Source organism: Streptomyces sp. NBC_00539, assembly GCF_036346105.1.
Taxonomy (GTDB): Bacteria; Actinomycetota; Actinomycetes; order Streptomycetales; family Streptomycetaceae; genus Streptomyces.
Window position 1 is genome coordinate 3999604 of the sequence record NZ_CP107811.1, and the last position, 24737, is coordinate 4024340.

Annotated in this window: 25 protein-coding genes; 13 read left to right on the forward strand and 12 right to left on the reverse strand. The window is 72.5% G+C overall.

The window, feature by feature from the left end; all coding sequences use genetic code 11:
* Window positions 1–98 precede the first annotated feature (98 nt).
* The 3 genes from hemB (at window position 99) to OG861_RS18015 (ending at window position 1877) form a co-directional block, all read left to right on the forward strand.
* Window positions 99–1100, forward strand: a complete 1002-nt coding sequence (gene hemB / locus OG861_RS18005; RefSeq protein WP_329196081.1) for a porphobilinogen synthase — start codon at window positions 99–101, stop codon at window positions 1098–1100.
* Window positions 1101–1188: 88 nt separating this feature from the next.
* On the forward strand, window positions 1189–1542 hold the full coding sequence (locus OG861_RS18010; RefSeq protein ID WP_329196080.1) for a hypothetical protein: 354 nt from the start codon (window positions 1189–1191) through the stop codon (window positions 1540–1542).
* A gap of 62 nt (window positions 1543–1604) precedes the next feature.
* The gene (locus OG861_RS18015) at window positions 1605–1877 is read left to right on the forward strand and encodes a DUF1876 domain-containing protein (protein WP_329196078.1); all 273 of its coding nucleotides are present in this window, start codon (window positions 1605–1607) and stop codon (window positions 1875–1877) included.
* Window positions 1878–2053: 176 nt separating this feature from the next.
* Here OG861_RS18015 and OG861_RS18020 read toward each other — a convergent pair whose 3' ends face one another.
* The 4 genes from OG861_RS18020 to argS form a co-directional block, all read right to left on the reverse strand.
* A complete protein-coding gene (locus OG861_RS18020; RefSeq protein ID WP_329196075.1) occupies window positions 2054–2506 on the reverse strand; it encodes a hypothetical protein in 453 nt (150 codons plus the stop codon).
* Window positions 2503–3012: an RNA polymerase sigma factor gene (locus OG861_RS18025; protein ID WP_329196072.1), complete on the reverse strand. Its 510-nt coding sequence runs from the start codon at window positions 3010–3012 to the stop codon at window positions 2503–2505. The genes OG861_RS18020 and OG861_RS18025 overlap by 4 nt, the downstream gene beginning before the upstream one ends.
* Window positions 3009–3437 (reverse strand): DUF3995 domain-containing protein, encoded by a 429-nt coding sequence (locus OG861_RS18030; RefSeq protein WP_329196070.1) that lies wholly within the window; start codon window positions 3435–3437, stop codon window positions 3009–3011. Before OG861_RS18030 ends, OG861_RS18025 begins: the two co-directional genes overlap by 4 nt.
* Before the next feature lie 154 nt (window positions 3438–3591).
* Entirely contained in the window at window positions 3592–5364 is a 1773-nt protein-coding gene (gene argS, locus OG861_RS18035; protein ID WP_329196068.1) for an arginine--tRNA ligase, read from the reverse strand.
* A gap of 166 nt (window positions 5365–5530) precedes the next feature.
* On the opposite strand from argS, the gene lysS reads away from it, so the two are divergent.
* Window positions 5531–7258: a lysine--tRNA ligase gene (gene lysS, locus OG861_RS18040; protein WP_329196067.1), complete on the forward strand. Its 1728-nt coding sequence runs from the start codon at window positions 5531–5533 to the stop codon at window positions 7256–7258.
* Window positions 7259–7411: 153 nt separating this feature from the next.
* Here the strand turns inward: lysS and OG861_RS18045 are convergent, their stop codons facing one another.
* The 3 genes from OG861_RS18045 to OG861_RS18055 form a co-directional block, all read right to left on the reverse strand.
* Complete coding sequence (locus tag OG861_RS18045; protein WP_329202282.1) at window positions 7412–8680, reverse strand: DUF2637 domain-containing protein; 1269 nt, start codon at window positions 8678–8680, stop codon at window positions 7412–7414.
* Window positions 8681–8833: 153 nt separating this feature from the next.
* Window positions 8834–9703 carry a DUF3558 family protein gene (locus OG861_RS18050; RefSeq protein WP_329196065.1) on the reverse strand — a complete coding sequence of 290 codons (870 nt, stop codon included), beginning with the start codon at window positions 9701–9703 and terminating at the stop codon, window positions 8834–8836.
* 123 nt (window positions 9704–9826) lie between these two features.
* Window positions 9827–10720 carry a DUF3558 domain-containing protein gene (locus tag OG861_RS18055; protein ID WP_329196063.1) on the reverse strand — a complete coding sequence of 298 codons (894 nt, stop codon included), beginning with the start codon at window positions 10718–10720 and terminating at the stop codon, window positions 9827–9829.
* A gap of 193 nt (window positions 10721–10913) precedes the next feature.
* On the opposite strand from OG861_RS18055, the gene OG861_RS18060 reads away from it, so the two are divergent.
* Window positions 10914–12107, forward strand: a complete 1194-nt coding sequence (locus tag OG861_RS18060; RefSeq protein WP_329196062.1) for an RtcB family protein — start codon at window positions 10914–10916, stop codon at window positions 12105–12107.
* A gap of 106 nt (window positions 12108–12213) precedes the next feature.
* Here the strand turns inward: OG861_RS18060 and OG861_RS18065 are convergent, their stop codons facing one another.
* Window positions 12214–12975 carry an SDR family oxidoreductase gene (locus OG861_RS18065; protein WP_329196060.1) on the reverse strand — a complete coding sequence of 254 codons (762 nt, stop codon included), beginning with the start codon at window positions 12973–12975 and terminating at the stop codon, window positions 12214–12216.
* Between the two features lie 159 nt (window positions 12976–13134).
* On the opposite strand from OG861_RS18065, the gene OG861_RS18070 reads away from it, so the two are divergent.
* Window positions 13135–13629, forward strand: a complete 495-nt coding sequence (locus tag OG861_RS18070) for a hypothetical protein (RefSeq protein ID WP_329196058.1) — start codon at window positions 13135–13137, stop codon at window positions 13627–13629.
* A gap of 6 nt (window positions 13630–13635) precedes the next feature.
* On the opposite strand, the gene OG861_RS18075 is transcribed toward OG861_RS18070, so the two are convergent.
* From OG861_RS18075 to OG861_RS18085, 3 genes are all read right to left on the reverse strand, one after another.
* The gene (locus OG861_RS18075) at window positions 13636–15138 is read right to left on the reverse strand and encodes an FAD-dependent oxidoreductase (RefSeq protein WP_329196056.1); all 1503 of its coding nucleotides are present in this window, start codon (window positions 15136–15138) and stop codon (window positions 13636–13638) included.
* Between the two features lie 21 nt (window positions 15139–15159).
* Window positions 15160–15942 carry a Mut7-C RNAse domain-containing protein gene (locus OG861_RS18080; RefSeq protein ID WP_329196054.1) on the reverse strand — a complete coding sequence of 261 codons (783 nt, stop codon included), beginning with the start codon at window positions 15940–15942 and terminating at the stop codon, window positions 15160–15162.
* A gap of 164 nt (window positions 15943–16106) precedes the next feature.
* A complete protein-coding gene (locus OG861_RS18085; protein WP_329196052.1) occupies window positions 16107–16592 on the reverse strand; it encodes a carboxymuconolactone decarboxylase family protein in 486 nt (161 codons plus the stop codon).
* Between the two features lie 185 nt (window positions 16593–16777).
* Between OG861_RS18085 and OG861_RS18090 the strand changes: the two genes are divergently transcribed.
* Both OG861_RS18090 and OG861_RS18095 read left to right on the forward strand, forming a co-directional pair.
* Window positions 16778–17683 (forward strand): RNA polymerase sigma-70 factor, encoded by a 906-nt coding sequence (locus OG861_RS18090; RefSeq protein ID WP_329196050.1) that lies wholly within the window; start codon window positions 16778–16780, stop codon window positions 17681–17683.
* 176 nt (window positions 17684–17859) lie between these two features.
* Window positions 17860–18957: a serine hydrolase domain-containing protein gene (locus OG861_RS18095; protein ID WP_329196049.1), complete on the forward strand. Its 1098-nt coding sequence runs from the start codon at window positions 17860–17862 to the stop codon at window positions 18955–18957.
* Between the two features lie 43 nt (window positions 18958–19000).
* On the opposite strand, the gene OG861_RS18100 is transcribed toward OG861_RS18095, so the two are convergent.
* Window positions 19001–19438 (reverse strand): hypothetical protein, encoded by a 438-nt coding sequence (locus OG861_RS18100; protein WP_136216611.1) that lies wholly within the window; start codon window positions 19436–19438, stop codon window positions 19001–19003.
* Window positions 19439–19733: 295 nt separating this feature from the next.
* Here OG861_RS18100 and hemL point away from each other — a divergent pair, with 295 nt between their 5' ends.
* The 5 genes from hemL to OG861_RS18125 all read left to right on the forward strand — a co-directional run bounded on the left by hemL (window position 19734) and on the right by OG861_RS18125 (window position 24736).
* Entirely contained in the window at window positions 19734–21056 is a 1323-nt protein-coding gene (gene hemL / locus OG861_RS18105) for a glutamate-1-semialdehyde 2,1-aminomutase (RefSeq protein ID WP_329196047.1), read from the forward strand.
* On the forward strand, window positions 21053–21742 hold the full coding sequence (locus OG861_RS18110; protein WP_329196045.1) for a histidine phosphatase family protein: 690 nt from the start codon (window positions 21053–21055) through the stop codon (window positions 21740–21742). The genes hemL and OG861_RS18110 overlap by 4 nt, the downstream gene beginning before the upstream one ends.
* Window positions 21743–22037: 295 nt before the next feature.
* Window positions 22038–23255: a hypothetical protein gene (locus OG861_RS18115; protein WP_330261981.1), complete on the forward strand. Its 1218-nt coding sequence runs from the start codon at window positions 22038–22040 to the stop codon at window positions 23253–23255.
* 66 nt (window positions 23256–23321) lie between these two features.
* A complete protein-coding gene (locus OG861_RS18120) occupies window positions 23322–23951 on the forward strand; it encodes a TlpA family protein disulfide reductase (RefSeq protein WP_329196044.1) in 630 nt (209 codons plus the stop codon).
* Between the two features lie 5 nt (window positions 23952–23956).
* Window positions 23957–24736 carry a cytochrome c biogenesis CcdA family protein gene (locus tag OG861_RS18125; RefSeq protein WP_329202278.1) on the forward strand — a complete coding sequence of 260 codons (780 nt, stop codon included), beginning with the start codon at window positions 23957–23959 and terminating at the stop codon, window positions 24734–24736.
* The last annotated feature ends 1 nt before the right edge of the window (window position 24737 follow it).

Sequence of the window (24737 nt, forward strand, 5' to 3'; positions counted from 1 at the left end):
CGCGGCGTAGCCGGGCCGTGGTGCGGCGCGGGGGCCGGCGGGGGTACGGCCTACGCTGGTTCCCGACTGTTCTCGACGCTCGAAGAGGCGACTAGAAGATGAGCACGTACGGATCCTTCCCCGGCTCGCGCCCCCGCCGGCTGCGCACCACCCCGGCGATGCGGCGGATGGTCGCGGAGACCCGCCTGCACCCCTCGGACCTGATCCTCCCCGCCTTCGTGCGGGAGGGCATCAGCGAGCCGCTGCCCATCTCGGCGATGCCGGGCGTGGTGCAGCACACGCGGGACACGCTGCGGAAGGCGGCCGTGGAGGCCGTGGAGGCGGGCGTTTCGGGGATCATGCTGTTCGGTGTCCCGGCGGACGAGAACAAGGACGCGCTGGGTACGGCGGGCACGGAACCGGACGGCATCTTGCAGGTGGCGATCCGCGACGTGCGGTCCGAGGTGGGCGACGACCTCGTGATCATGTCCGACCTGTGCCTGGACGAGTACACCGACCACGGCCACTGCGGCGTGCTGGACGAGCACGGCCGCGTCGACAACGACGCGACGCTGGAGCGCTACGCCGAGATGGCTCAGGTCCAGGCCGACGCGGGCGTCCACGTGGTGGGCCCCAGCGGCATGATGGACGGCCAGGTCGGGGTGATCCGCGACGCGCTGGACGAGACCGGGCACGAGGACGTGTCGATCCTCGCCTACACCGCCAAGTACTCCTCGGCGTTCTACGGTCCGTTCCGCGAGGCCGTCGGCTCCTCCCTCCAGGGCGACCGCAAGACCTACCAGCAGGACCCGGCGAACGCCCGCGAGTCCCTGCGGGAGCTGGCGCTGGACCTGGAGGAGGGCGCCGACATGGTCATGGTCAAGCCCGCGGGCCCCTACCTGGACATCCTGTACCGGGTCGCGCAGTCGGTGGACGTGCCGGTGGCCGCGTACCAGATCAGCGGCGAGTACGCGATGATCGAGGCGGCCGCGGAGAAGGGCTGGATCGACCGGGACCGCGCCGTGCTGGAGGCCCTGCTGGGCATCAAGCGCGCGGGCGCGGACACGATCCTCACGTACTGGGCGACGGAAGTCGCGCAGTGGCTCGGCCGGGAGCGCTGAGCGCGCGTAGCGGCGTGGGTAGTGCCGCCCGGCGCGGATGAGTACCCGCACTCATGCGGCGGCCTCGCCGGGGTGGCTGGATGGGGGCATGGAACACAACGACGCCGGCCGGGACCGGTACGCCCTCATCGCCCCGATCGTGACGACCCTGATCACGCTGCCCCTGGGGCTGGGGGCGTTCGGGTTCGCCGGGCTCAGTCCGATGGCCTGCGATTCCTGCAACGGTGAGGCGGCCCGGCGCTTCGACGACAGCTTCGGCTCCGCCTTCGCGGTGTTGCAGGTCGGGCTGGTCGTGGCGCTCGTGCTCCTGGTGGCCACCTGGGCGCTGCCCTGGCAGCAGCGCAACGCCGCGAAGCGCGTGCTCCTCGCCGCGCTCGCGCCGGCCGCCGTCCTCCTCGCGTGGCTCGTCTTCTACGGCATGGTCGACTGGCCGGCCGAGTAGCCGCAGGCGTGGTGGTGGGCGCACCCTGGAGGGAAGAGGTCGACCTCTGGAGGTGATCCCTCATGGCCACGCTCGCCGGGTGGCATGTGGAACTCGAATTCACCGAGGAGGGCCACCGCACCAGCGCGGCAGCCCTGCTCAGGCTCATGGACGGCTCCGAACTGCGGGCGCGGGGCTACGCGATGCGGCATCCGTCCGACACGGACCAGATCCGGGTCGGGGAGGAGATCGCGGGCGCACGGGCGCTCATGGATCTCGCGTCGCAGCTCCTGGACAAGGCCCACACCGAGATCGACGCGGAGTCGGGCCGCCACTCCTACCCGCTGACCCAGTGAGCGGGGCGGGTCCGGGCGGACGGTGAAGGGGCGGGGACGGGACGTGCGGGACCTTCGGGTCCCGCACGTGCATCCGGCCGGCGCACGGCGCCGATTGCCGGGGCGGGCCCGAGAGCCCGGGCCGGCGCCGAGTTCCCGGGCCGGCGCCGATTTTCCGGGCCGGCGCACGGCGCCGCCTAGCTCCGCTCCTGCACCCGGCCCTCCAGGCGGGTCATCGCCCGGGCCAGTTCGCCGGCCGTCCCCAGCGGGACGATCGCCGCGCGGCCCGGGACCCGTACGCCGCCCGTCAGGGCCACCCGGGTGCCGCCGCCCGGCTCCGGGGCCGCCGCCATGCCGACGATCAGGAAGCGGCTCTGGAGCCAGCACCAGCCCGGGCGCAACACCCCCCTGAGGTGGGCGCGCAGCCCGTACTTGCTGCGGGCCATGGCCTCCACCCGGTCGCCGCTCACCCGCAGCACCCTCACCCGGCGCATGTCCGGCTGGAAGCGGCCGAACTCGCCCTCCAGGTCGGCCATCACCGCCCAGACCGTGTCCGGGTCGGCGGGCAGCACCCGCTCGGCGATCCGCGCGCCCGGGATCCCGGCCGCCATCACCCGCAACCGGCCGACGCCGTCGCTCGCGTACGTCATGAGAACCACGCCTTCCGGAAGCTCGAACGGGCCCGGTGCAGCCGGGACTTGGCGGTACCGGGCGGTACTCCGAGGACGGCCGCGGCGGCCTCCTCGTCCAGTCCCTCGACGTCCCGCAGCACCAGCACCGCCCGGTGGCCGGGGGACAGGCGGGCCAGTACGTCGTCGATGTCGGCGGCGAGCTGCGGGTCGCCGCGCCCGGGGACGTCGGCCAGTTCGGCGGGCCGGTCCCGGGCCGCGCGGCGGGCGGTGCGCACCGCCTCGCGGACCGCGATGGCCCGGACCCAGCCGTACAGCGCCTCGGGGTCCCGCAGCGTCCTGAGCGCCCCGAAGACGGCGACCAGCGCCTCCTGCGTGGCGTCCGGGCCGTCCGCGAGGGCGATCGGGGTGCAGACGCGGGCGACGTACGGGGTCAGGTGGTCGAGGAGGTCGTGCATCGCCAGGGTGTTCCCGGCGCGGGCGGCCCGGGCGAGGGTGACTCCGCGCTCGCGTTCCGCCGGGGTCACCGGGCGCGCGCCAGACGGGCGGCGGCCCAGCCGAAGCCGAGGCAGGCGGGGGTGTAGAGCGCGAGGTTGAGTACGGAGAAGGGCCCGGGCGGGCTGTCGACGGCCCCGGTCGCGCACCCCAGGCCCGCCAGGCCCCGCACGGCGAGCCCGGCGGCGACGGCGCCGGTCACCAGGCGGGTCGCGGGCCCGCCCCGGCGGCGGGAGTGGGCCAGGACGGCGCCGGCACCGGTGAGGGTGACGGCGGCGAGCGGCAGGACGACGGGCGGCGCGAAGGAGACCTCGGTGCCGAGGACGGCCAGGGAGAGCGCGTGCGCGTCGGCGGCGGGCCAGGTCCGCCCGGTGGCCCAGTACAGGTGCGCGAGGCCGTCCACGGCCAGCAGGGCCGCGAGCGCCGTGCCCAGGCGGCGGCGGGTGGTGTCGTTCATGTGCTCCCCCTCGGTGTGCGTACCAACACCCTGGAGAGGAGCCGCCCGCGCGGAACGTTCCCTGTGTTCCGCGTCACAGGCGCGGCGGGCCGGGCCGGCGGGGCGGCCCGGCGGGGCGGCCCGGAGTCGTCCTCCGGGCCGCCCACCGGGTCCGTCAGAGGCGCTCGGGGGTGCGGATGCCGAGGAGCGCCATGCCCTTGGTGAGGGTGCGGGCGGTCAGGTCGCAGAGGAAGAGGCGGTTCTCCATCTGCTCGGCGGTGTCGGCCTTGAGGACCGGGCACTGGTCGAAGAAGGTCGAGTAGAGCGTCGCGAGCTGGAAGAGGAACGCCGCGACCTTGTGCGGGGCGTATTCGGCGGCCGCGTCCGCGATGACCTCCCCGAACTGGTCGATGTGCAGGCCGAGCGCGCGTTCGGCCGGGGCGAGCGCCAGCTCGGGGTGCGCGACGGGCCGGGTCTCTCCGGCCTTGCGCAGGATCGAGCGGTTACGGGCGTACGCGTACTGGAGGTACACGGACGTGTCACCGGTCAGGGACACCATCTGGTCGAGGTCGAACTTGTAGTCGCGGCCGGCGGAGGTGGAGAGGTCGGCGTACTTGACGGCGCCGATGCCCACGTACTGGCCGTTGGAGACGATCTCCTCCTCGCTCAGGCCGATCTTCTCGCTCTTCTCGCGCACGACGGCGGTCGCCCGCTCGACGGCCTCGTCCAGCAGGTCGACCAGGCGGACGGTCTCGCCCTCACGGGTCTTGAACGGCTTGCCGTCCTTGCCGAGGACGGTGCCGAAGGCCAACTGGACGGCCTTGACCCCGTCGTTCAGCCAGCCCGCCCGGCGGGCCGTCTCGAAGACCATCTTGAAGTGCAGGGACTGGCGGGCGTCGACCACGTAGATGAGGGTGTCGGCCTTGAGTTCGCCCACGCGGTTGCGGATCGCGGACAGGTCGGTGGCGGCGTAGCCGAAGCCGCCGTCGGACTTCTGGACGATCAGCGGCGTCGGGTTGCCGTCCGGGCCCTTGTACTCGTCGAAGAAGACGCACAGCGCGCCGTTGGAACGGACGGCGACGCCCGAGTCCTCCAGCAGCTTGCAGGTCTCGGCGAGCATGTCGTTGTAGCCGGACTCCCCGACCACGTCCGGGTCCTGGATGTCCATGTCCAGCTTGTGGAAGACCGAGTAGAAGTAGATCTTCGACTCGTCGACGAACCGCTGCCACAGGGCGAGGGTCTGGGGGTCCCCGGCCTGGAGGTCGACGACCCGGGCGCGGGCGCGCGTCTTGAACTCCTCGTCGGAGTCGAAGAGGGCGCGCGAGGCCTTGTAGAGGCGGTTCAGGTTGGACATGGCCTCCTCGCCGGAGACCTCCTCGCCGCCCTCGGCCTTGTGGTCCAGCTCGTGCGGGTGCTCCAGCAGGTACTGGATGAGCATCCCGAACTGGGTGCCCCAGTCGCCGATGTGGTGGCGGCGGACCACCTTCTCGCCCGTGAACTCCAGGATCTCGACCATCGCGGCGCCGATGACGGCGGAGCGCAGGTGGCCGACGTGCATCTCCTTGGCGACGTTGGGCTGCGCGTAGTCGATCACCGTGGTGCCGGCGTCCTCGGCGTACGGGACGCCGAGGCGGTCGTCGGCGGCGCGGGCGGCCAGGGTCTCGATGATCGCCCGGTCGGTGATCGTGATGTTGAGGAAGCCGGGGCCGGAGACCTCGATGTCCTGGATCACACCGCCCTTGTCCAGGCCTTCGAGGACGGTCGACGCGAGCTCGCGCGGGTTGGCCTTGGCCTTCTTCGCGAGGGCCAGGATGCCGTTGGCCTGGAAGTCGGCCCGGTCGCTTCGTCGCAGCAGCGGGTCGGCGGCACCGGCCTCCGGCAGGGCGGAGGCGAGGGCGTCCGCGACGCGCTGATGGACGGAGGAAGCGAGGGAAGGGACCGAGGCCATGAGCTGCCGTTCCTGTGAGGTGAACTTGGTTGTTCCGACAAGAGCCGAGTATCCCACGCGGGGGCCTTCTGTTTCTCTGGAGAATGCGGGAGGGGAGCAACCCCGGAGCGGCCTGTTCCGTCTGGGAGAATGGCGTAAGCCAGCATTCGAGATAGAAGGACGTGTCGTGGCTCAGAGCAGCACCGAGACCGACTGGGTCTCCCGTTTCGCGGACGAGGTCATCGCCGAGGCGGAGCGCCGAGCACCCGGCAAACCTGTCGTCGTCGCGTCCGGACTCTCCCCTTCCGGCCCGATCCACCTGGGCAACCTGCGCGAGGTGATGACCCCGCACCTGGTCGCCGACGAGATCCGCCGCCGCGGCATCGAGGTCCGGCACGTCCTGTCCTGGGACGACTACGACCGCTACCGCAAGGTGCCGGCGGGTGTCGAGGGCGTGGACGAGAGCTGGGCGCAGCACATCGGCAAGCCGCTGACGGCCGTCCCGGCCCCGGCCGGGTCCGCGTACGGCAGCTGGGCCGAGCACTTCAAGGCCGCGATGGTCGAGTCGCTGGCCGAGCTGGGCGTCGAGTACGACCCGATCAGCCAGACCGAGCAGTACACGACGGGCGTCTACCGCGAGCAGGTGCTGTTCGCGATGAAGCACCGGGCGGACATCGACGCCGTGCTCGACCAGTACCGCACGAAGCAGAAGCCGGGCGGCAAGAAGCCGCAGCAGAAGCAGGTCGACGAGGCCGAGCTGGAGGCCGCCGAGGGTTCGGGCGCCGCTGCCGAGGACGACGGCAGCAGCGCCGAGGGCGGCTACTTCCCGTACAAGCCGTACTGCGGCGAGTGCGGCAAGGACTTCACGAAGGTCACGGCGTACGACGACGAGACCACCGAGCTGACCTACGTCTGCACCGAGGACGAGTTCACCGAGACGGTCGCGCTCAACGAGTTCAACCGCGGCAAGCTGGTCTGGAAGGTCGACTGGCCGATGCGCTGGGCGTACGAGGGCGTCGTCTTCGAGCCCTCCGGCGTCGACCACTCCTCGCCCGGTTCGTCGTTCCAGGTCGGCGGGCAGATCGTGCACATCTTCGGCGGCGAGCAGCCGATCGGGCCGATGTACGCGTTCGTCGGCATCAGCGGCATGGCCAAGATGTCGTCCAGCAAGGGCGGGGTCCCGACCCCGGCCGACGCGCTCAAGATCATGGAGCCGCAGCTGCTGCGCTGGCTGTACGCGCGCCGCCGCCCGAACCAGTCGTTCAAGATCGCCTTCGACCAGGAGATCCAGCGGCTGTACGACGAGTGGGACAAGCTGGAGGCGAAGGTCGCCGACGGCTCCGTGCTGCCGGCCGACGCCGCCGCCCACACGCGCGCCGTGCGGACCGCGGCCGGTGAGCTGCCGCGCACCCCGCGCCCGATGCCGTACCGGACGCTGGCCTCGGTGGTCGACATCACCGCCGGGCACGACGAGCAGACGCTGCGCATCCTGTCCGACCTGGACCCGGAGCGGCCGCTGGCCTCGCTGGACGAGGTGCGGCCGCGGCTGGACCGCGCCGAGAACTGGATCACCACCCAGGTCCCGGCCGACCAGCGGACCCTGGTGCGCGAGGAGCCGGACACCGAGCTGCTGTCCTCCCTGGACGACGAGGGCCGGGAGTCGCTGCGGCTGCTCCTGGAGGGACTGGACTCGCACTGGTCGCTCGACGGGCTGACCACGCTGGTCTACGGCGTGCCGAAGGTGATGGCCGGGCTGGAGCCCGACGCGAAGCCGACGCCGGAGCTCAAGGTCGCGCAGCGCACGTTCTTCGCGCTGCTGTACCGGCTGCTGGTGACCCGGGAGACCGGGCCGCGCCTGCCCACGCTGCTGCTGGCGGTGGGGGCGGACCGGGTGCGCAAGCTGCTGGCCGCCTGAGCCACCGCCGGCCGCCTGAGCCACCGCCGGCCGCCCGAGCCGCTGCCGGCCGCCCGAGCCGCTGCCGGCCGCCCGGGCGGCGCGGCCCCGTGGCTCCGTAGGACGTGCGAAGGGCCCGTACCCCTGGGGGTGCGGGCCCTTCGTCGTGAGCGGTTACGCGATGTGCTCGTTCTCCAGGTCCCGCTGGTAGCGGAGCTTGAGCTCGGGCATCAGGCGGCGGATCATCGAGGCGCTGCGCGGGTGCACGATCCCGTGGCGGTCCGAGAGGTGTATGTCCACCTGCTCCGGGGTCGGGAACTGCGAGTGCTCGTCGAGGAAGGCGCGGAACACCTCGTAGGCGGCCTCCGCGAACTTCACCTCGTCGACGTCCGGGTCCGGGGCGCTCTCCGGCACCGGTGCGGGGGTCTGCTCCTGCTGGTCCGGGCCGGCCGGGGGCATGACCGGGGTCGGCTCCAGGCCCTCGACGTACTGGGGGTTGTAGCCGCCCTCGTACGCGGCCTGGGGGGCCAGGGGCGCGGCGAACCAGGCGCTGTTGTGGGCGGCCGGCATGGCGGTCGGCTCGACTGCGAAGGGCAGGGGGGCGGGGAGGGGGCCGGGGACCGCCGGCTGGGGGGCGGGCCGGGCCCCGGGTGCGGCCTGGGCCTCGGACGCGGCTTCCGGAGCCGGTTGTCCGGGCGCCGCCTCGAGGGCGGGGGCCGGGACGGTGGCATCCGGCCCGGCCTCGGCCGGGGGCAGCAGCATCGGTTCGATACCGGCCGCCGCGAGGCCGGTCGGGGCCGTCTGGGCGAGCGGCACCCCTATCCGGGCCAGGCGCAGCGGCATCAGCGCCTCCACGGGGGCCTTGCGGCGCCAGGCGCGCCCGTAGCGGGCCTGGAGGCGGGCCTGGTAGATCAGCCGGTCCTGCTCCATGCCGACGGCCTGCTCGTAGGAGCGCAGTTCCCACAGCTTCATCCGGCGCCACAGTTTGAAGGTGGGGACGGGGGAGAGCAGCCAGCGGGTGATCCGGACGCCCTCCATGTGCCGGTCGGCGGTGATGTCCGCGATCCGGCCGACCGCGTGCCGGGCCGCCTCGACGGTGACCACGAACAGGATCGGGATCACCGCGTGCATGCCGACACCGAGCGGATCCGGCCACGCTGCCGCGCCGTTGAACGCGATCGTGGCGGCGGTCAGCAGCCACGCCGTCTGGCGCAGCAGCGGGAACGGGATGCGGATCCAGGTCAGCAACAGGTCGAGCGCCAGCAGCACGCAGATGCCGGCGTCGATGCCGATGGGGAACACCAGCGAGAAGCTGCCGAAGCCCTTCTTCAAGGCCAGGGCCCGCACCGCGGAGTACGAACCCGCGAAGCCGATGCCCGCGATGACCACGGCTCCGGCGACCACGACACCGATGAGTATCCGGTGCGTACGAGTCAACTGCATCGCGGCCACGCGTGATCCCCTGTCCTTCGACGTGCTACGAGCTGCTGCCGGGAGCTGTTCGAGCCCGGGCAGGCACAGAGTACGGGTGACTGGATGTCAGCCCTACCTCTGCCCCTGCTCCCGCCGATTCCGCCGGCTTCGACCGGGCGCTTCCTACTGGTCCGCGGACTTCGAGGGCTCCGGGGACTTGGACTCCTGCCCCTGGCCCTGGCCCTGCCCCTGCCCCTGACCCTGGCCCTGGCCCTGCGCGGACTGCGACGGCGCGGGGGCCTGCTGTCCGCCCTGGCCGGGGGCCGGCTGGCCGGTGCCCGCGGCCTCGACCGAAGCGGCCGTCTCCTTGGCGGCGGCGACGGCGTCCTGGAGCAGCTTGCCCTGGTCGGGGGCGGCGGCGCCCTCGTAGGCGGCGCCGTTGTAGTCGAGGGTGATCACGACGTTCTTGTCGCGCACGACGATGGTGGTGTTGAAGAAGTCGACGTCCTTCTTCACGCCGTAGACGACCGAGGTGCCCTGGTCACCGATCCCGCCGGCCTGCTCCACCTTGACGTCGTGGGCGCCGTCGACCTTCTTCGCCGTCTCGACCTGCTTGTTGTACTGCTCCTCGGCGCGCTTGTTGCCGCTGCCGAGCGTGGCGTGGGAGTCGTAGCGGACCAGGGAGATCGACAGCCAGTGGTACTGCGAGCCCTTGAGGCCGTCCTCGTCGAGACCGTTCCAGGAGCAGCTGGCGCGGCTGGAGAGGTCGTTCGACTTCGTCGCCGTGCCGTTCTTGTCCTTCGCTTCGGGCACGAGGGAGTCGATGGTCTTCGACTGCACCGCCTTGCAGGGCTCCGGCAGCGTGGCGAACGCCACCTTCTCCAGGGTGGGCGACGCCTTCGCGCCCGGCTTGGAAGGTGCGGAGGAATCGGACTTCTTGCCGTCCGAGCCCGAGGCCTTGCCCGAATCGGAGGAGCATCCGGCGACGGTGAGGATCACCGGGACGGCTGCGCAGGCGAGAACGCGGGTGAGGCGCGAGGCTGATCGGTGCATGTTTCCTTCAGTCGTTGGGGCCATTTCGGGGCGCGGGACTCGAACAACGGTAGCCCGACCCGGCGCCCGGCTGCTGTGCGCGCCGTCACGCGGGCCGCGCGCGCCCCCCGGGGGCGCGTGCGGTCAGTCGTTGAACCGTTCGACGAGCGCCTGCGCCAACTGCCGGACCTTGTCCTGGGTTTCCGCGCTGGAGGGCACGACCCCGGGCTGGGACGGCTGGATGCTGTACTCGATGGTGACGATGACGTTCGAGGTACGGAACACAGTGCGCACGGTGCGCGACTGGGGGGCGGTGGTGCCGGCCGGGCTCAGCTTGTCCTCGATGTACGCCTCGTTGCCCAGCCCCTCCAGCACGCGGGAGCCGAGCTCCGGCGGGGCGGTGGGGGTGGGGCTTCCGCTCGGGCTGCCGCCGGCTCCTGCCGGGTTCGGGGCCGAGCCGGGAGCGGTCGCGCCGGCGGTCGCGCCGGAAGCCGTCGCGACGGGAGCGGCGGGGACCGGGGGAGCCGTGGCGGGTGCGGCGGGCGCGGAGGGCGTCGCCGAAGCCCCGGGGAAGGGGAGGTGGGCGTCGGTGAGGCGGCGTACGTACACCTGCCGCGCCTTGTCGTCGTCGCTCGCGGCGGCGCGGTCGTACGAGACCACGCGCTCGAAGCCGACCGACAACAGCCGGGTCTCCGAGGGCGTCTGCGCGGTCCAGCGGCAGCCGACGCGCCTGTCGGCGTCGTACGAGGCGTCCGCCGTCCCGGCGTAGAGCAACTCCCGCTGTTCGGCGGTGAGGCTCTCGTCGGCGGGGAGCATGCCGCGCAGCCGCTTGAGGTCGGCGGCCTTGCACGGGGCGGGGAGGCTGCGGTACTTCCCCGGCTGTGCGGGCACGGCGGAGCTGCCGCCGGCCTTCGCGTCGGTGGTGGTCCCGGGGCCGCTCGTCTCGGTGCACCCGGTGAGGCCGGTGACCCCGGCCACGAGCGCGGTGAGCATCGCGACGCCTGGCAGGGCCCGCCGTCGTACCGCCTTGCGCTGCACGTCCTGTGGCTCCCTTCGGCCGGCCGGCTGCCCGGCGGTCAGGAAATTGCTTTGCCGTGGCTGGGGCACGGCTGGACACAATGTCTATCGCACACGCTGGTGCCGGCGCCGGTTCCTTGTCCGCTATGGGGCTATGAGCGAGGCTTTTTGCGTATTCCGACTTTCCTGTGATTAACGGGGTTTTGAGGGCGTTATGTCGTACGTAGAGGTACCCGGGGCGAACGTCCCGATCCGGATGTGGACCGATCCCGCGTCGGTCGAGGACCACGCGATGCAGCAGCTGCGCAACGTCGCGACCCTGCCGTGGATCAAGGGCCTGGCCGTCATGCCCGACGTCCACTACGGCAAGGGCGCCACGGTCGGTTCCGTGATCGCGATGAAGGACGCGGTGTGCCCGGCGGCGGTCGGCGTCGACATCGGCTGCGGGATGTCGGCCGTGCGGACCTCCCTCACCGCGAACGACCTGCCCGGCGACCTGTCGGGACTGCGCTCGAAGATCGAGCAGGCCATCCCGGTGGGCGTGGGCATGCACAAGGAGGCCGTGGACCCGGCGCGGCTGTACGGCTTCGGGGCGGCCGGGTTCGGGGATCTCTGGGAGCGCTTCGACCACGTCACGGACTCGGTGAAGTACCGGCGCGACCGTGCGATGCGGCAGATGGGGAGCCTGGGGCAGGGCAACCACTTCTGCGAGGTCTGCATCGACACGGACGGCTCCGTCTGGCTCATGCTGCACTCGGGTTCGCGCAACATCGGCAACGAACTGGCGAACTTCCACATCGGCGTGGCCCGCGGTCTCGCGCACAACCAGGGCCTGGTCGACCGGGACCTGGCGGTGTTCCTGGCGGCGACCCCGGAGATGGACGCGTACCGCAACGACCTGTTCTGGGCGCAGGAGTACGCGAAGTTCAACCGCGCCGTGATGATGAGCCTGTTCAAGGAGGTCATCCGCAAGCAGTTCCGCAAGGCCAAGGTCTCCTTCGAGCGGGAGATCAGCTGCCACCACAACTACGTGGCCCAGGAGCGGTACGACGGCATGGACCTGCTGGTCACGCGCAAGGGCGCGATCCGCGCGGGCAGCGGGGACTACGGGATCATCCCCGGCTCGATGGGGACCGGTTCGTACATCGTGAAGGGACTCGGCAACGAGAAGTCCTTCAACTCGGCTTCGCACGGCGCGGGCCGGAAGATGAGCCGGACGGCGGCGAAGAAGCGTTTCTCGGCGCGGGACCTCGCGGAGCAGACCAAGGGCGTGGAGTGCCGCAAGGACTCCGGCGTGGTGGACGAGATCCCGGGCGCGTACAAGTCGATCGAGCAGGTCATCGACCAGCAGACCGACTTGGTCGAGGTGGTGGCCAAGCTCAGGCAGGTCATCTGCATCAAGGGCTGACCGGCGCGCGCCGCCCAGCGCGCGCCGTTCGGCGTGTGCCGTTCACCGCGCGCTCCGCGCGTCGCGTCCGGGAACCGGTTCCTCGTGGTCGCCCCCGGGGGGTGGGTCAGAGCTCGCGGTGGACCTTCGTGTTCGAGGCCTGGGCGCGCGGGCGGACCACCAGGAGGTCGATGTTGACGTGGCTGGGGCGGGTCACCGCCCAGGTGATCGTGTCGGCCACGTCGTCTGCGGACAGGGGGTGCGCGACGCCCGCGTAGACCTTCTCGGCCTTCTCCGCGTCGCCCCGGAAGCGGGTCTTCGCGAACTCCTCCGTCTTGACCATGCCCGGCGCGATCTCGATGACGCGGACGGGCTGCCCGACGATCTCCAGCCGGAGCGTCTCGGCGAGCACGCGGGCGCCGTTCTTCGCGGCGACGTAGCCCGCGCCGCCCTCGTAGGTGGAGTGCCCGGCGGTGGAGGACAGGACGACCACCGTGCCGTCGCCGGAGGCCACCAGGGCCGGGAGCAGGGCCTGGGTCACGTGGAGCGTGCCGATGACGTTGACCTCGTACATCGTGCGCCAGTCGGCGGGGTCGCCGGTGGCCACGGGCTCCGCCCCGATCGCCCCGCCGGCGTTGTTGACGAGCACGTCGCAGCGCGCGAGGGACGCCGCGAAGGCGTCCACGGCGGCGCGGTCGGTGACGTCGAGGGCGTGGGCGGTGGCCCGGTGGCCCGCGTCGGTGATCTCGGCGGCCAGGGCCTCGATGCGGTCCTTGCGGCGGGCGGTGAGGACGACGTGGTAGCCGGCCGCCGCGAGCTGCCGGGCGGTGGCCGCGCCGATGCCGCTGCTCGCGCCGGTGACCACGGCGGTACGGGTGGCGGGGCTCATGGGCGTGCTCCTCGTTCGTCGTTCGTTCGTACGGGCGATTCCCGGCCAGCATAGGCGGATGCCACGGCTCAGCCGGTTGGCCGTCCCCGGCGGCCGCGCCGCGCCCTCGTTCGTGTGATGGTCCGACCGGCGGGGGCCGGAGCGGTCTAGCGTCCGCGCGTGGAGGTGGTGGCGGTGCGCCGTGGTGCCGTACGGAGTGTGGTGGTGGCGGGCTTGCTCGTGCTGGGCGGTGCCGTGGGCGCGGGCAGCGCCGGGGCCCGGGCGCCCGAGCCGGAGGCGGACGTCTCGTACCACGGCCGGGTCTCGCTGGACCGGGGGCAGCTGCGGGTGTGGCTGGTCCCGCAGAACGAGGGTCCGACCGCGCTGGCCGACGCCACGCTGCGGGTGCGGCTGTCGGCGGACCTCGGGGACGTGCAGGAGCTGGCCGAGGGGTGCGCGCGGGCCGGGCGGCGCGAGGTGGTCTGCGAGACCGGCCCGCTGCCCGCGCACGGGAGGGGCCGGCACATCGGGCTGCTGCTCGGGCTGCGGGAGCGGGTTCCGGAGGTGGTGGTACGGGTCGACACGTGGTGGAACGGCGACGCCGCCGACCGCAACAGCGGCAACAACGAGCACGCGGTGCTGGCCCTGGACACGGGGGACTCGTACGCCTTCTGACCTCTGCTACTGCTGTTCCTTGTGCGGCGCGGGCCGGGGCAGGAGCCAGGACGCCACGGCGGACGCGGTGGCGGTGTCGTCGGCCCGCTCGGAGCTCCAGGCGACGTAGCCGTCGGGGCGTACGAGGACGGACGCCGTGCGGGGCCGCCCGGTGGGCCAGTGGTGGTGGGAGAGCGGGCTCCCGGGCGGGGTGGGCCGTCCGGGAGGGGTGATGAGGACGAAGCTGCCGGTGCGCAGGGCCTCGTAGAGGCGCAGGCCGCCGGCGAGGGGCAGGTCGGGGGCGCGCCGGCCCGCGGTGGTCGGGCGGTGGGTGCCCGCGGGGGGCGGGTAGCCGATCCCGATGCCGGAGACGAGGCCGAGCGCGCGCTCCTGGGCCGGGCCGACCCGGGCGAGGACCGCGGCGCCGAGCGCGCGGGCGGCGCGGCGGGCGGGGTCGCTGACCATGGCGGTGCGGACGAGGGCGCCGCTCGCGCGCAGGACGAGCCGGCCGACGGGGTGGCGTTCGCGGTGGTAGCTGTCGAGGAGGGCCTCGGGGTCGGGGCTGTGGCCGTGGAGGACGGCGGCGAGCTTCCAGGAGAGGTTGGCGGCGTCCTGGAGGCCGGTGTTCATGCCGAGGCCACCGGCGGGGGAGTGGACGTGGGCGGCGTCCCCGGCGAGGAAGACGCGGCCGGCGCGGTAGTGGGGGACCTGGCGTTCGTCGCTGTGGAAGCGGGACATCCAGCGGGGGTCGTGCATGCCGTGGTCGGTGCCGAGGGCGGCGCGGGTGATGGCGCGCAGCTCTTCGAGGCCGACGGGGTCGGTGTCGGCGGCGCGGCCGTCGCGGTGCCAGGCGATGGCGCGGTACCAGCCGTCGCCGAAGGGGACGACGAGGGCGAAGGCGTCGGCGCTGCCGTTGACGGCGAGGAAGTCCTCGGGGGGATCGGTCAGCCGTACGTCGGCCAGGACCATGGAGCGGACGACGGCCTTGCCGGGGAAGGGGAGGCCCAGGGCCCGGCGGACGGTGGAGCGGACGCCGTCGGTGCCGACGACGTGGCGGGCGGTCTGCCGCACGGGGCCGGCGGGGGTGGTGATGTCGAGGGTGACGCTGTCGTGGTCCTGGTGGAGGCCGGTGACTTCGCAGTCATATCGGATGACCGCCCCTGTGGACAGAGCTCGGCGCTCCAGCAGTTTCTCTGTCTCATATTGAGGGGTGATCAGTACGAAGGGGTAGCGGGAGCTCAGCCGTTGAAGGGAGAGGGCCATGCCACCGAAGGGGCGCAGCCGGTCGATCCGTCGGCCGGTGGAGACGAGCTGGTCGGCGATGCCGCGCGCGTCGAGGAGTTCGAGGGTGCGGGCGTGGACGGCGAAGGCCCGGGTCAGATTGGCGGCGGTCTGGGGGCGCCGCTCGATGAGGGTGACGGAGAGACCTGCGGCGGCGAGGTCGCCGGCGAGCAGGAGCCCGGTGGGTCCGGCTCCGACGACGGCGACGTCGACGACGGCGTGGGGCGTGTGGTCCTCAGCGGCAGTCATGCCTCGGCAGTTTGCCGCACCTCACGCGGCGGCGTCACCGTCTCCGTCGCCCCGGCCCTTGTCGCCGGGGCCGAATTCGGCCACGGCTTCGGAGACGATCCGCTCCAGGCGGGCGTGGTGGGCGCCGCGCCAGTACACGCGCTCGCAGTCGGTGCACTGGGCGAACACGTCGTAGGAGCGCTGCGTGCCGTGCTGGAGGCGGTCGCCCACGCTGTCCTTGTCGGCTTCGCGGAGCGGTCCGTTGCAGGCGGTGCAGCGGGTCCAGGGTGCGAGGTGCGGGGCGAAGCGGCTGAGTACGTCGCGCAGTTGCTCGTCGGGGTTGTCGCTGTAGACGTACGCGCCGGCGAAGATCTCGCGGCGGCGCAGCAGGCCGCGGTCGCGGGAGAGGAGGACACGGCGCTCGGCGGCGGAGCGGGTGGCGAGGGCGGGGTCCCCGATGTCCTCGTTCTCGTAGGCGGCGTCGACTCCCAGCAGGCGCAGGCGGCGGGCGAGCGTGCCGAGGTGGACGTCGAGGAGGAACCGGAGGGGGGTGCCGTCGTCGCTGCGCTGCGGGATCCGCTGGGGGCGGTCGACGCCGAACACCTCGACCAGCTCGCCTGCTTGCGGGACGTACGAGACGGGCACCTCCTGCCCGTCCACGAGCAGCCGGCCGACCTCGGTGAGCGGGACGCCGGCGGACTCGACGACGTGTCCGACGCTGGAGGCGCCGTCGGTCACGGTGGGAACCCGCTCGGCCCGCCGACTGGGCGCGGCGAAGACGTGCAGTTCGGGCGCGAGGGTGAGCTGAATGCCGGGTCCGTTCACCCTGCCAGCATGCCATCCGCCTCCGACGCCCCGGGCGGAATTTCCACCGCCGCCCCCCGCCCCGGGGACCCTCCGCCCCGGCGCGGCTCGCCGGTCCCGCCCGGGCCCGGAGGGCCGGCGGCCCGGGGCGACGGGCGGAGCCGGGTGGTCGGTCGTGGGGGTGGTCAGCCGAGGAGGGCCGCGAACATGCCGGGTTCGTAGGAGCCGCCCTGTTGGTGGACGATCACCGCGAGACGGTTGGCCGCGTTGATCAGGGCGGTCAGGGAGACCAGCGCCGCGACCTGGTCGTCGTCGTAGTGCTTGCGCACCTCGGCCCAGGTCTCGTCGGACACGCCCTGGTGGGCGTCGGCGAGCCGGGTGCCCTCTTCGGCGAGGGCCAGCGCGGCCCGCTCGGCCTCGGTGAACACGGACGACTCGCGCCAGGCGGCGACCAGGTGGAGCCGGACCGCGCTCTCACCGGCGGCCGCGGCCTCCTTGGTGTGGATGTCGATGCACCAGCCGCAACCGTTGATCTGGCTGATCCGCAGCGACACCAGCTCCTGCGTGGACTTCGGCAGCGGCGACTGGTCGATCACCAGGCCGGTGTTGGCGAACCGCTTGGCGAACTTGACCGCGATCTCGTTCTCGAACAGGTTGAACCGGGTTTCCATGATCTCGTCCTCACTCGTGTGTCTTGCGGGAACGAACACCAGATGCCGGCGACCCGCCGCCTGTGACAGGGGCGGCGCTGTGACGAGCGTCACCGCCCGGGGGTGTCACAAAGCGGCGGCCGGCGGCATCTCGTGCGCGTGTCACCGACACGGCGAACAGGCAGGCCGGCAGGCAGGAGCAGCAGGTGAAGAGCGAGCACGGCGAGCACACGGAAGACGCGGGCGCCACCGAGGCGTTCGTCGCCCACCGCAACCTGCTGTTCACGGTGGCCTACGAGATGCTCGGCTCGGCCGCCGATGCGGAGGACGTGCTGCAGGAGACCTGGCTCCGGTGGGCGGGCGTCGACCTCGCCCCGGTGCGGGACCGCCGGGCGTACCTGGTGCGGATCACGACCCGACAGGCACTGATCCGGCTGCGGACGCTCGGCCGCCGCAAGGAGTCGTACGTCGGCTCCTGGCTGCCCGAGCCGCTGCTGACGACCCCGGACGTGGCCGAGGACGTCGAGCTGGCCGACAGCGTCTCGATGGCGATGATGCTCGTCCTGGAAACGCTCGCGCCGACCGAGCGGGCGGTCTTCGTGCTGCGCGAGGTGTTCGACCTCGGCTACGAGGAGATCGCCGAGGCCGTCGACAAGACGCCGGCCGCGGTCCGCCAGATCGCCCACCGGGCACGCGCACACGTCGCCGCGCGCCGCCCGCGCGCGGCGGTCTCCAGGGCCGAGACCCGGGGCGCGCTCGACGCGTTCCGGCGGGCGGTGGAGACCGGTGACCTCCAGGGCCTGCTCGACCTTCTCGCACCGGACGTCGTCCTCCTCGGTGACGGCGGTGGCATCAAGCAGGCCGTCCTGCGGCCCGTCGTGGGGGCCGACAAGGTGGCCCGCCTCCTCGCCACCGGACTGGCCAGGCACACCACGGCGTCGCTGCGCCCGGCACAGGTCAACGCCCACCCGGCCGTGGTCCTCCACCTCGACGGCGCGCTCGACACCGTCCTGGCGGTGCGCATCGACGACGGCCTCATCACCGGCCTGTACGCCGTGCGCAACCCCGAGAAGCTGTCCCACATGCACCGGGAGACCTCCCTGCGCCGCTGAGCCGGGAGCCCGGGTCGGCGACGGGCCCGCAAACGCCCGGGAGCGCCCGGAGCGCCCGGGAGCCACCCGCCCGGGGGACCCGGCGCACGGCCCGGCGCGGCGACGGGCGGCCCGGACCCGCTCTGGCCACGCTAAGTGCGCAGATCACCACCGCACCGCACCACCCGGAGGCAGAGATGACCCAGGCCGTACCGTTCACGACCGCCGAGACCCACGGGCTGCGGGACACGCTGGACGAGATCGTCGCCGACCGCGCCACCCCCGGCGGCGTCCTCGTCTGCGGTACGGCCACCGGGGAGCGGACCGTGATCTCCGCCGGGGTCGTCTCCCCGTACACCAACCCCAAGGCCCCCGACGAGAACACCGTCTACGACCTGGCCTCGCTGACGAAGGTCACGGCGACCTGGCCGCTCGTCGGCCGGGCCGTCGCCGACGGGCTGCTCGACCTCGACACCCCGGTCCGGGCGTACCTGCCGCCGATGGACGGCCCCATGCCCAGCGGTGAAGCCACCGTGCGCCAGCTGCTGTCGCACACCGGCGGCCTCCAGGCCGCGACCCGCCTCGACCTCTACGACCTCACCTCCAGGCCGTTGCACGAGCTGATCTGCCACGAGCTGATGGAGAACCTGCCCGGCAGCCACCGCTACGTCAACCGCGGCTACATCCTGCTCGGCCTGGCCCTCGTCCACGTCGCCGGCCGGCCGCTGGACCGCCTGGCCGCCGACTTCTGGGCCGAGCTGGGCATGGGCCGCACCGGCTACGGTCCGATCCCCCAGGCCCCCGACGTCGCGCCGACCGAGCACCCCGACGGCCATGACCGCCTGTGGGGCGTGGTGCACGACGAGAACGCCGCGACGATGGGCGGGGTCGCCGGCCACGCCGGGGTCTTCGCGCCCGCCGCGGACCTCGCCACGTACGCCGAGCACCTGCTGGGCGGCCGCACGGGCCCCACCCCCTCGGGCCGCACGGGCCCCACCCCCTCGGGCCACGCGCGCCCCACCCCCTCGGGCCACGCGAGCCCGCTCACGCTGTGGCTGCGCGAGAGCCTCGCCCCCCAGGCGGAGATCGAGCCGGGCCTCTACCGGGGCCTGGGCTGGATCCTCGCCGCCGGCGGAACGGTGGCCTACCACCACGGCTTCACCGGGACGAGCCTCTACCTCGCCCCCGCCACCGGCCGCTACGTGGTCATCGTCACCAACGCCGTCCACAACGGCGCCCCCCGCGTCCGGCTGGCCCCGCTGCGCGAGCGCGCCCTCAAGATCCTGACCGGGTGAGGCCGGGCTTCACGAAGGGACGGGCTTCACGAAGGGACGGGTGTCACGGCCAGACGAGGCAGTACGCCTGGTGGCCCGCCTCATGGAGGCGGTGGGAGAAGTCCTGCCACTCGTGCAGGAGCTGGTAGACGTTGAACGCGTCGCTCGGCCCCCCGCGGTCGGGGACCGTGGACCAGATGAAGGCCGCCGCTCCGACGGACTCCTCGCCGACGCCGCGCAGCGGGTCGACCACCGTCATCGGGAGCTTGACCACCGCGTAGTCGGGGTGCAGGACGACCAGTTCCAGCGGGGGCACCTTGTGCAGGGGTATGCCTTCGATGCCGGTCAGGACCATCGCCGCCATGGTCTCCGGCTTGATCTTGGTGAACAGGCCGCCCATGCCCAGCTCGTCCCCGCCGAGCTCCTCCGGCCGCATGGTGACGGGCACCCGCGCCGCCGTCGCGCCGTCCGGGGCGCCGAAGTACTTGTAGGTCACGCCCATGCCACGGCCCTTGGGCAGAGCGTCCGGCGGCACGATCGGTTCGGGTGCCGCATCGGCGGCCTCGGTGCCGCGCCGCCGGTGCTTGCCGCGACGGCGGGCATCACGGGCGCGCTGCGGGTCCAGGCCGTCCGTACCCTCGCCCGGTCCACCACCGCGTTGCATATCTCCACCCGACTGGTATTGCCTGCCCCGGCCCCGCGGCCCCCGCCACGCAGCCTGATCATCATGGCAGTGACCTCCCCCGGGGTGGCGCGGTGAAACGCCCGTCCGCAAGTCTGTCGCGGCCTCTGAGACCATGGCTGGTGTGAGCTACCCGTATCCGTATGAAGCCCCAGTCTCGCAGAACCTGTTTACGCGCGCGTCCGTAGTGACGCCCGGCGGCGTGAACTCTCCCGTGCGCGCCTTCCGCGCCGTGGGGGGTACGCCCAGGTTCATGGTGTCTGGTACCGGTCCGTATCTGACCGATGCCGACGGCCGCGAGTACGTCGACCTGGTCTGCTCGTGGGGACCGATGATCCTCGGCCATTCCCACCCCGCCGTGATCGAGGCGGTTCAGGCCGCCGTCGCCCGCGGCACGTCCTTCGGTACGCCGGGCGAGGGCGAGGTCGCGCTCGCCGAGGAGATCGTGGCGCGCATCGAGCCCGTCGAGCAGGTGCGTCTGGTGTCGTCCGGCACCGAGGCGACCATGTCGGCGATCCGGCTGGCCCGCGGTTTCACCGGCCGCGCCAAGGTCGTCAAGTTCGCCGGCTGCTACCACGGTCACGTCGACGCCCTGCTGGCCTCCGCCGGTTCCGGGCTCGCGACCTTCGCGCTCCCCGACACCCCGGGTGTCACGGGAGCGCAGGCCGGCGACACGATCGTGCTCCCCTACAACGACCTGGAGGCGGTCCGGGCGGCGTTCGCCGCGCACCCCGGCGAGATCGCCTGTGTGATCACGGAGGCCGCACCCGGCAACATGGGCGTCGTCACCCCCGGTGAGGGCTTCAACCAGGGCCTGGCCGACCTGTGCCGCGAGAACGGGGCGCTGTACATCTCCGACGAGGTGATGACGGGCTTCCGCACCTCCCGCGCCGGCTGGTACGGGGTCGACGGGGTCAAGCCGGACCTGATGACCTTCGGCAAGGTCATGGGCGGCGGCTTCCCGGCCGCGGCGTTCGGCGGCCGCGCGGACGTGATGGGCCACCTGGCCCCGGCGGGCCCGGTCTACCAGGCGGGCACGCTCTCCGGTAACCCGGTCGCCACCGCCGCCGGTCTGGCGCAGCTGCGCCTGCTGGACGGGGCGGCGTACGACAAGGTCGACGCGGTGTCGGAGCAGATCCGGCAGCTGGTCACCGAGGCGCTGACCAAGGAGGGCGTCGCGCACCGGCTGCAGACCGCCTCCAACATGTTCTCCGTGTTCTTCACCGAGGACGAGGTGAAGAACTACGACGACGCGAAGAAGCAGGACGCCTTCCGCTTCAACGGGTTCTTCCACTCGATGCTGGCGCAGGGCGTCTACTTGCCGCCGTCGGCGTTCGAGTCCTGGTTCGTGTCCACCGCCCACGACGAGCAGGCCGTCGAGCGCATCGCCGCCGCCCTGCCCGCCGCCGCCCGCGCCGCCGCGGAGGCCACCGCATGAGCAGCAGCACGCCGGGCGAGATCACCGTCGTCCACCTGATGCGGCACGGCGAGGTGCACAACCCGGACGGTGTGCTCTACGGCCGCCGCTCCGGCTACCACCTCTCCGAGCTGGGCCGGCAGATGGCCGAGCGGGTCGCGGAGCACCTCCAGTCGCGGGACATCACCTACGTCGTGTCCTCCCCGCTGGAGCGGGCGCAGGAGACGGCCGCGCCGGTGGCCAAGGCGCACGGTCTGGACGTGGCGAGCGACGCGCGGCTGCTGGAGGCGGGGAACGTCTTCGAGGGCAAGACCTTCGGGGTCGGTGACGGGGCGCTGCGCAAGCCGGCGAACTGGAAGCACCTGACGAACCCGTTCAAGCCGTCCTGGGGCGAGCCGTACGTCGAGCAGGTCGTGCGGATGATGAGCGCGCTGGAGGCGGCGCGTGACGCGGCGCGCGGGCACGAGGCGGTGGCGGTCAGCCACCAGCTGCCGATCTGGATCGTGCGCAGCTTCGCCGAGAAGCGGCGGCTGTGGCACGACCCGCGCCGCCGTCAGTGCACGCTGGCCTCGCTGACGTCGTTCACGTTCCAGGGCGACGCGCTGGTGTCGGTGGGCTACAGCGAGCCGGCCCGGGACCTGGTCCCGGCGCATCTGCTGGCGGGCGCCAAGCCGGTGAAGGGGAAGTCGAAGGCCTTCGGCGCGTAGGCCCCGGCCGGGCGGCACGGGGCTACGGGCCCCGGCCGCCCGGCGCCGCCCCACCGCAAGCCGCCCCGCCCCCAGGCTGCCAGGCCGCCCGGCCCCGCCCCCAGGCTGCCCGGCCGCCCCGCCGCAGGCCGCCCGGCGCCGCCCCGGCCACACCGCCCCCCGGCCGCCCTTCTCGGGCGTGCTCGGCCTGGAGCGTGCCAAGAGTTGGCCTGTTTTCGTACAAGCCGCTCCGGGGGAGCCGTGTCACCCTCCCGCTCCGCCTGAATGTCGGTTTGTATGACATTTCATGAGCCAAGTGCGCGACTACAGCCGGAGGGCGGTGCTCGGCCTGGGACTTGGCGCCGCGGCGGCCGGCATCGCCGGATGCGGCGGCAGTTCGTCCGGTCCGGGCGGCCCGGCCCCGACGCGCGGGCCGAACCCCGGTCCGCCCCCGGTCAAGCTGCTCGGCGACGGTTCCACCGCCGACACCGGCCCGCAGCCGCACCAGCCGCCCGCCCCCGTCCCGCTCCAGTCTGGCGAGACGCCGCCCCAGTTCGTGGTGTTCAGCTGGGACGGCGCCGGCGAGGTGGGCAACGGCCTCTTCCCGCGCTTCCTCAAGGTCGCCAAGGACCACGGCGCGGCCATGACCTTCTTCCTGTCCGGGCTCTACCTGCTGCCGGAGTCCAAGAGGGAGCTCTACCGGCCGCCCGGCAACCCGGTCGGCGCCTCCGACATCGGCTACCTCAGCGACGAGCACATCCGCGCCACCCTCACCCACGTGCGCCAGGCGTGGCTGGACGGCCACGAGGTGGGCACCCACTTCAACGGCCACTTCTGCTCCGGCTCCGGTTCCGTCGCCCACTGGAGCCCGCAGGACTGGCGGAGCGAGATCGAACAGGCCGTGTCGTTCGTCACCAACTGGCGGACGAACACCGGGTTCGCCGACCTCGAACCACTGCCCTTCGACTACGGCAAGGAGCTGGTCGGCGCCCGCACCCCCTGCCTGCTCGGCCAGGACGCCCTGCTGCCCACCGCCCGCGAGCTGGGCTGGCGCTACGACGCCTCCTCGCCCGGCGGCGACCAGCGGTGGCCGCAGAAGCGGGAGGGCCTGTGGGACCTGCCCCTGCAGTCGATGCCCTTCCCCGGGCACTCCTTCGAGGTGCTGTCGATGGACTACAACATCCTCGCGAACCAGTCCGTCAACACCACCCGGGGCGTTCCCGGCAACTACCCCGCGTGGCGCACCCAGGCCACCGCCACCTACCTCGGGGGCTTCGAGCGGGCGTACGAGACCAACCGCGCGCCCCTGTTCATCGGAAACCATTTCGAGGAGTGGAACGGCGGGATCTACATGGACGCCGTCGAGGAAGCCCTCAAGGGCATCGCGGACAAAAAGGATGTAAGGCTCGTATCCTTCCGGCAGTTCGCCGACTGGCTCGACGTCCAGGACCCGCGGCTGCTGGCCAAGCTGCGCGCCCTCACCCCCGGCCGGCAGCCGGCCGGTGGCTGGCGCGCGTACCTCACCCTCGGCTGACCAGCGGAGAGACCCCCGCCCGGGGGGTGCGGAAGATCCGCAAATCGGTCATGCGAAACTTTTCACATGAGCCTTGGCCAAGCCCCCCGCCGCCGCTCGACCAGCGGCCGCGTCAGTCTGCTGACCGCGGTGACCCTCGCGAGCGCCCTGACCCTTACGGCGTGCGGCGATTCGGGCAGCAGCAAACCCTCCGGTTCCGCCGGCGGGAACTACGTCGCGGGCGCCGGCGGCATCTCCACCGTCGCCAAGGGCGAGCGCACCGAGGCACCCAAGCTCGACGGCGAGACGGTCGACGGCAAGACGCTCGACACGACCGCCCTCAAGGGCAAGGTCGTCGTCCTCAACGTCTGGGGCTCCTGGTGCCCGCCCTGCCGGGCCGAGGCCCCCTACTTCGCGAAGGTGTCGAAGGAACTGGCCGACAGCGGCAAGGACGTCGCCTTCGTCGGCCTGAACATCCGCGACAACAGCAAGCAGAACGCCGCCGCCTTCGAAGAGAACTTCGGGATCACCTACCCGAGCCTCTACGACCCCGACGGCCGGCTGATCCTCCGCTTCCCCAAGGGCACGCTGAACCCCCAGTCGATCCCCTCCACGGTGGTCCTCGACAAGGAGGGCAAGATCGCCGCCCGCACGCTGGTCGCGCTCAACGAGACCCAGCTGCGCTCGATGATCGACCCGCTGCTCGCGGAGAAGTGACCGACGTGGTCACCGAGCTCCACCTCCTCGCCGCCGGGGCGACCGGTGTGAACACCACCGTCCTCAACGGGGCGCTGCTGCTCGCGCTGCCCCTCTCGCTCCTGGCCGGCCTGGTCTCCTTCTTCTCGCCCTGCGTGCTGCCGCTGGTCCCCGGCTACCTCTCCTACGTGACCGGGGTGGGCGGCGCCGACCTCGCCGAGGCCCGCCGCGGGCGGATGCTGGCCGGGGCGAGCCTGTTCGTCCTCGGCTTCACGGCGGTCTTCGTCTCGACGGGCGCGCTCTTCGGCTACTTCGGGGACACCCTCGCCGAGAACAAGGACGTCATAGCCCGCGTCCTCGGCGGCCTGGTGATCGTGCTCGGCCTGTTCTTCATGGGGGCGATCCCCGGCCTGACGATGCGCGAGTTCCGCTTCCACAAGAAGCCGGCCGCCGGCCTGATCGGCGCGCCGTTGCTCGGCGTGCTCTTCGGCGTCGGATGGACCCCCTGCATGGGTCCGACCCTCGCCGCCGTCAACACGCTCTCCATCGACCAGGCGACCGCGGGCCGCGGCGCCCTGCTGACCACGGTGTTCTGCCTGGGCCTCGGGGTGCCGTTCATCCTGACGGCGCTCGCGTTCCGCAAGGCGCTCGGCGCGTTCGGGTGGGTGAAGCAGCACTATGCGTGGGTGATGCGGATCGGCGGCGGCATGCTGATCGTCACCGGACTGCTCCTCGTCACAGGTTGGTGGGGCACGCTCATCAGCGACATGCAGAGCTGGACCAACGGCTTCACGGTGGGGATCTGAG

Coding starts and splice junctions, on each gene's coding strand:
- hemB (WP_329196081.1), top strand. CDS start 99: ATGAGCACGTACGGATCCTTCCCCGGCTCGCGCCCCCGCCGGCTGCGC.
- OG861_RS18010 (WP_329196080.1), top strand. CDS start 1,189: ATGGAACACAACGACGCCGGCCGGGACCGGTACGCCCTCATCGCCCCG.
- OG861_RS18015 (WP_329196078.1), top strand. CDS start 1,605: ATGGCCACGCTCGCCGGGTGGCATGTGGAACTCGAATTCACCGAGGAG.
- OG861_RS18020 (WP_329196075.1), bottom strand. CDS start 2,506: ATGACGTACGCGAGCGACGGCGTCGGCCGGTTGCGGGTGATGGCGGCC.
- OG861_RS18030 (WP_329196070.1), bottom strand. CDS start 3,437: ATGAACGACACCACCCGCCGCCGCCTGGGCACGGCGCTCGCGGCCCTG.
- argS (WP_329196068.1), bottom strand. CDS start 5,364: ATGGCCTCGGTCCCTTCCCTCGCTTCCTCCGTCCATCAGCGCGTCGCG.
- OG861_RS18045 (WP_329202282.1), bottom strand. CDS start 8,680: ATGCAGTTGACTCGTACGCACCGGATACTCATCGGTGTCGTGGTCGCC.
- OG861_RS18050 (WP_329196065.1), bottom strand. CDS start 9,703: ATGCACCGATCAGCCTCGCGCCTCACCCGCGTTCTCGCCTGCGCAGCC.
- OG861_RS18060 (WP_329196062.1), top strand. CDS start 10,914: ATGTCGTACGTAGAGGTACCCGGGGCGAACGTCCCGATCCGGATGTGG.
- OG861_RS18065 (WP_329196060.1), bottom strand. CDS start 12,975: ATGAGCCCCGCCACCCGTACCGCCGTGGTCACCGGCGCGAGCAGCGGC.
- OG861_RS18075 (WP_329196056.1), bottom strand. CDS start 15,138: ATGACTGCCGCTGAGGACCACACGCCCCACGCCGTCGTCGACGTCGCC.
- OG861_RS18085 (WP_329196052.1), bottom strand. CDS start 16,592: ATGGAAACCCGGTTCAACCTGTTCGAGAACGAGATCGCGGTCAAGTTC.
- OG861_RS18095 (WP_329196049.1), top strand. CDS start 17,860: ATGACCCAGGCCGTACCGTTCACGACCGCCGAGACCCACGGGCTGCGG.
- OG861_RS18100 (WP_136216611.1), bottom strand. CDS start 19,438: ATGGGCGTGACCTACAAGTACTTCGGCGCCCCGGACGGCGCGACGGCG.
- hemL (WP_329196047.1), top strand. CDS start 19,734: ATGGCTGGTGTGAGCTACCCGTATCCGTATGAAGCCCCAGTCTCGCAG.
- OG861_RS18110 (WP_329196045.1), top strand. CDS start 21,053: ATGAGCAGCAGCACGCCGGGCGAGATCACCGTCGTCCACCTGATGCGG.
- OG861_RS18120 (WP_329196044.1), top strand. CDS start 23,322: ATGAGCCTTGGCCAAGCCCCCCGCCGCCGCTCGACCAGCGGCCGCGTC.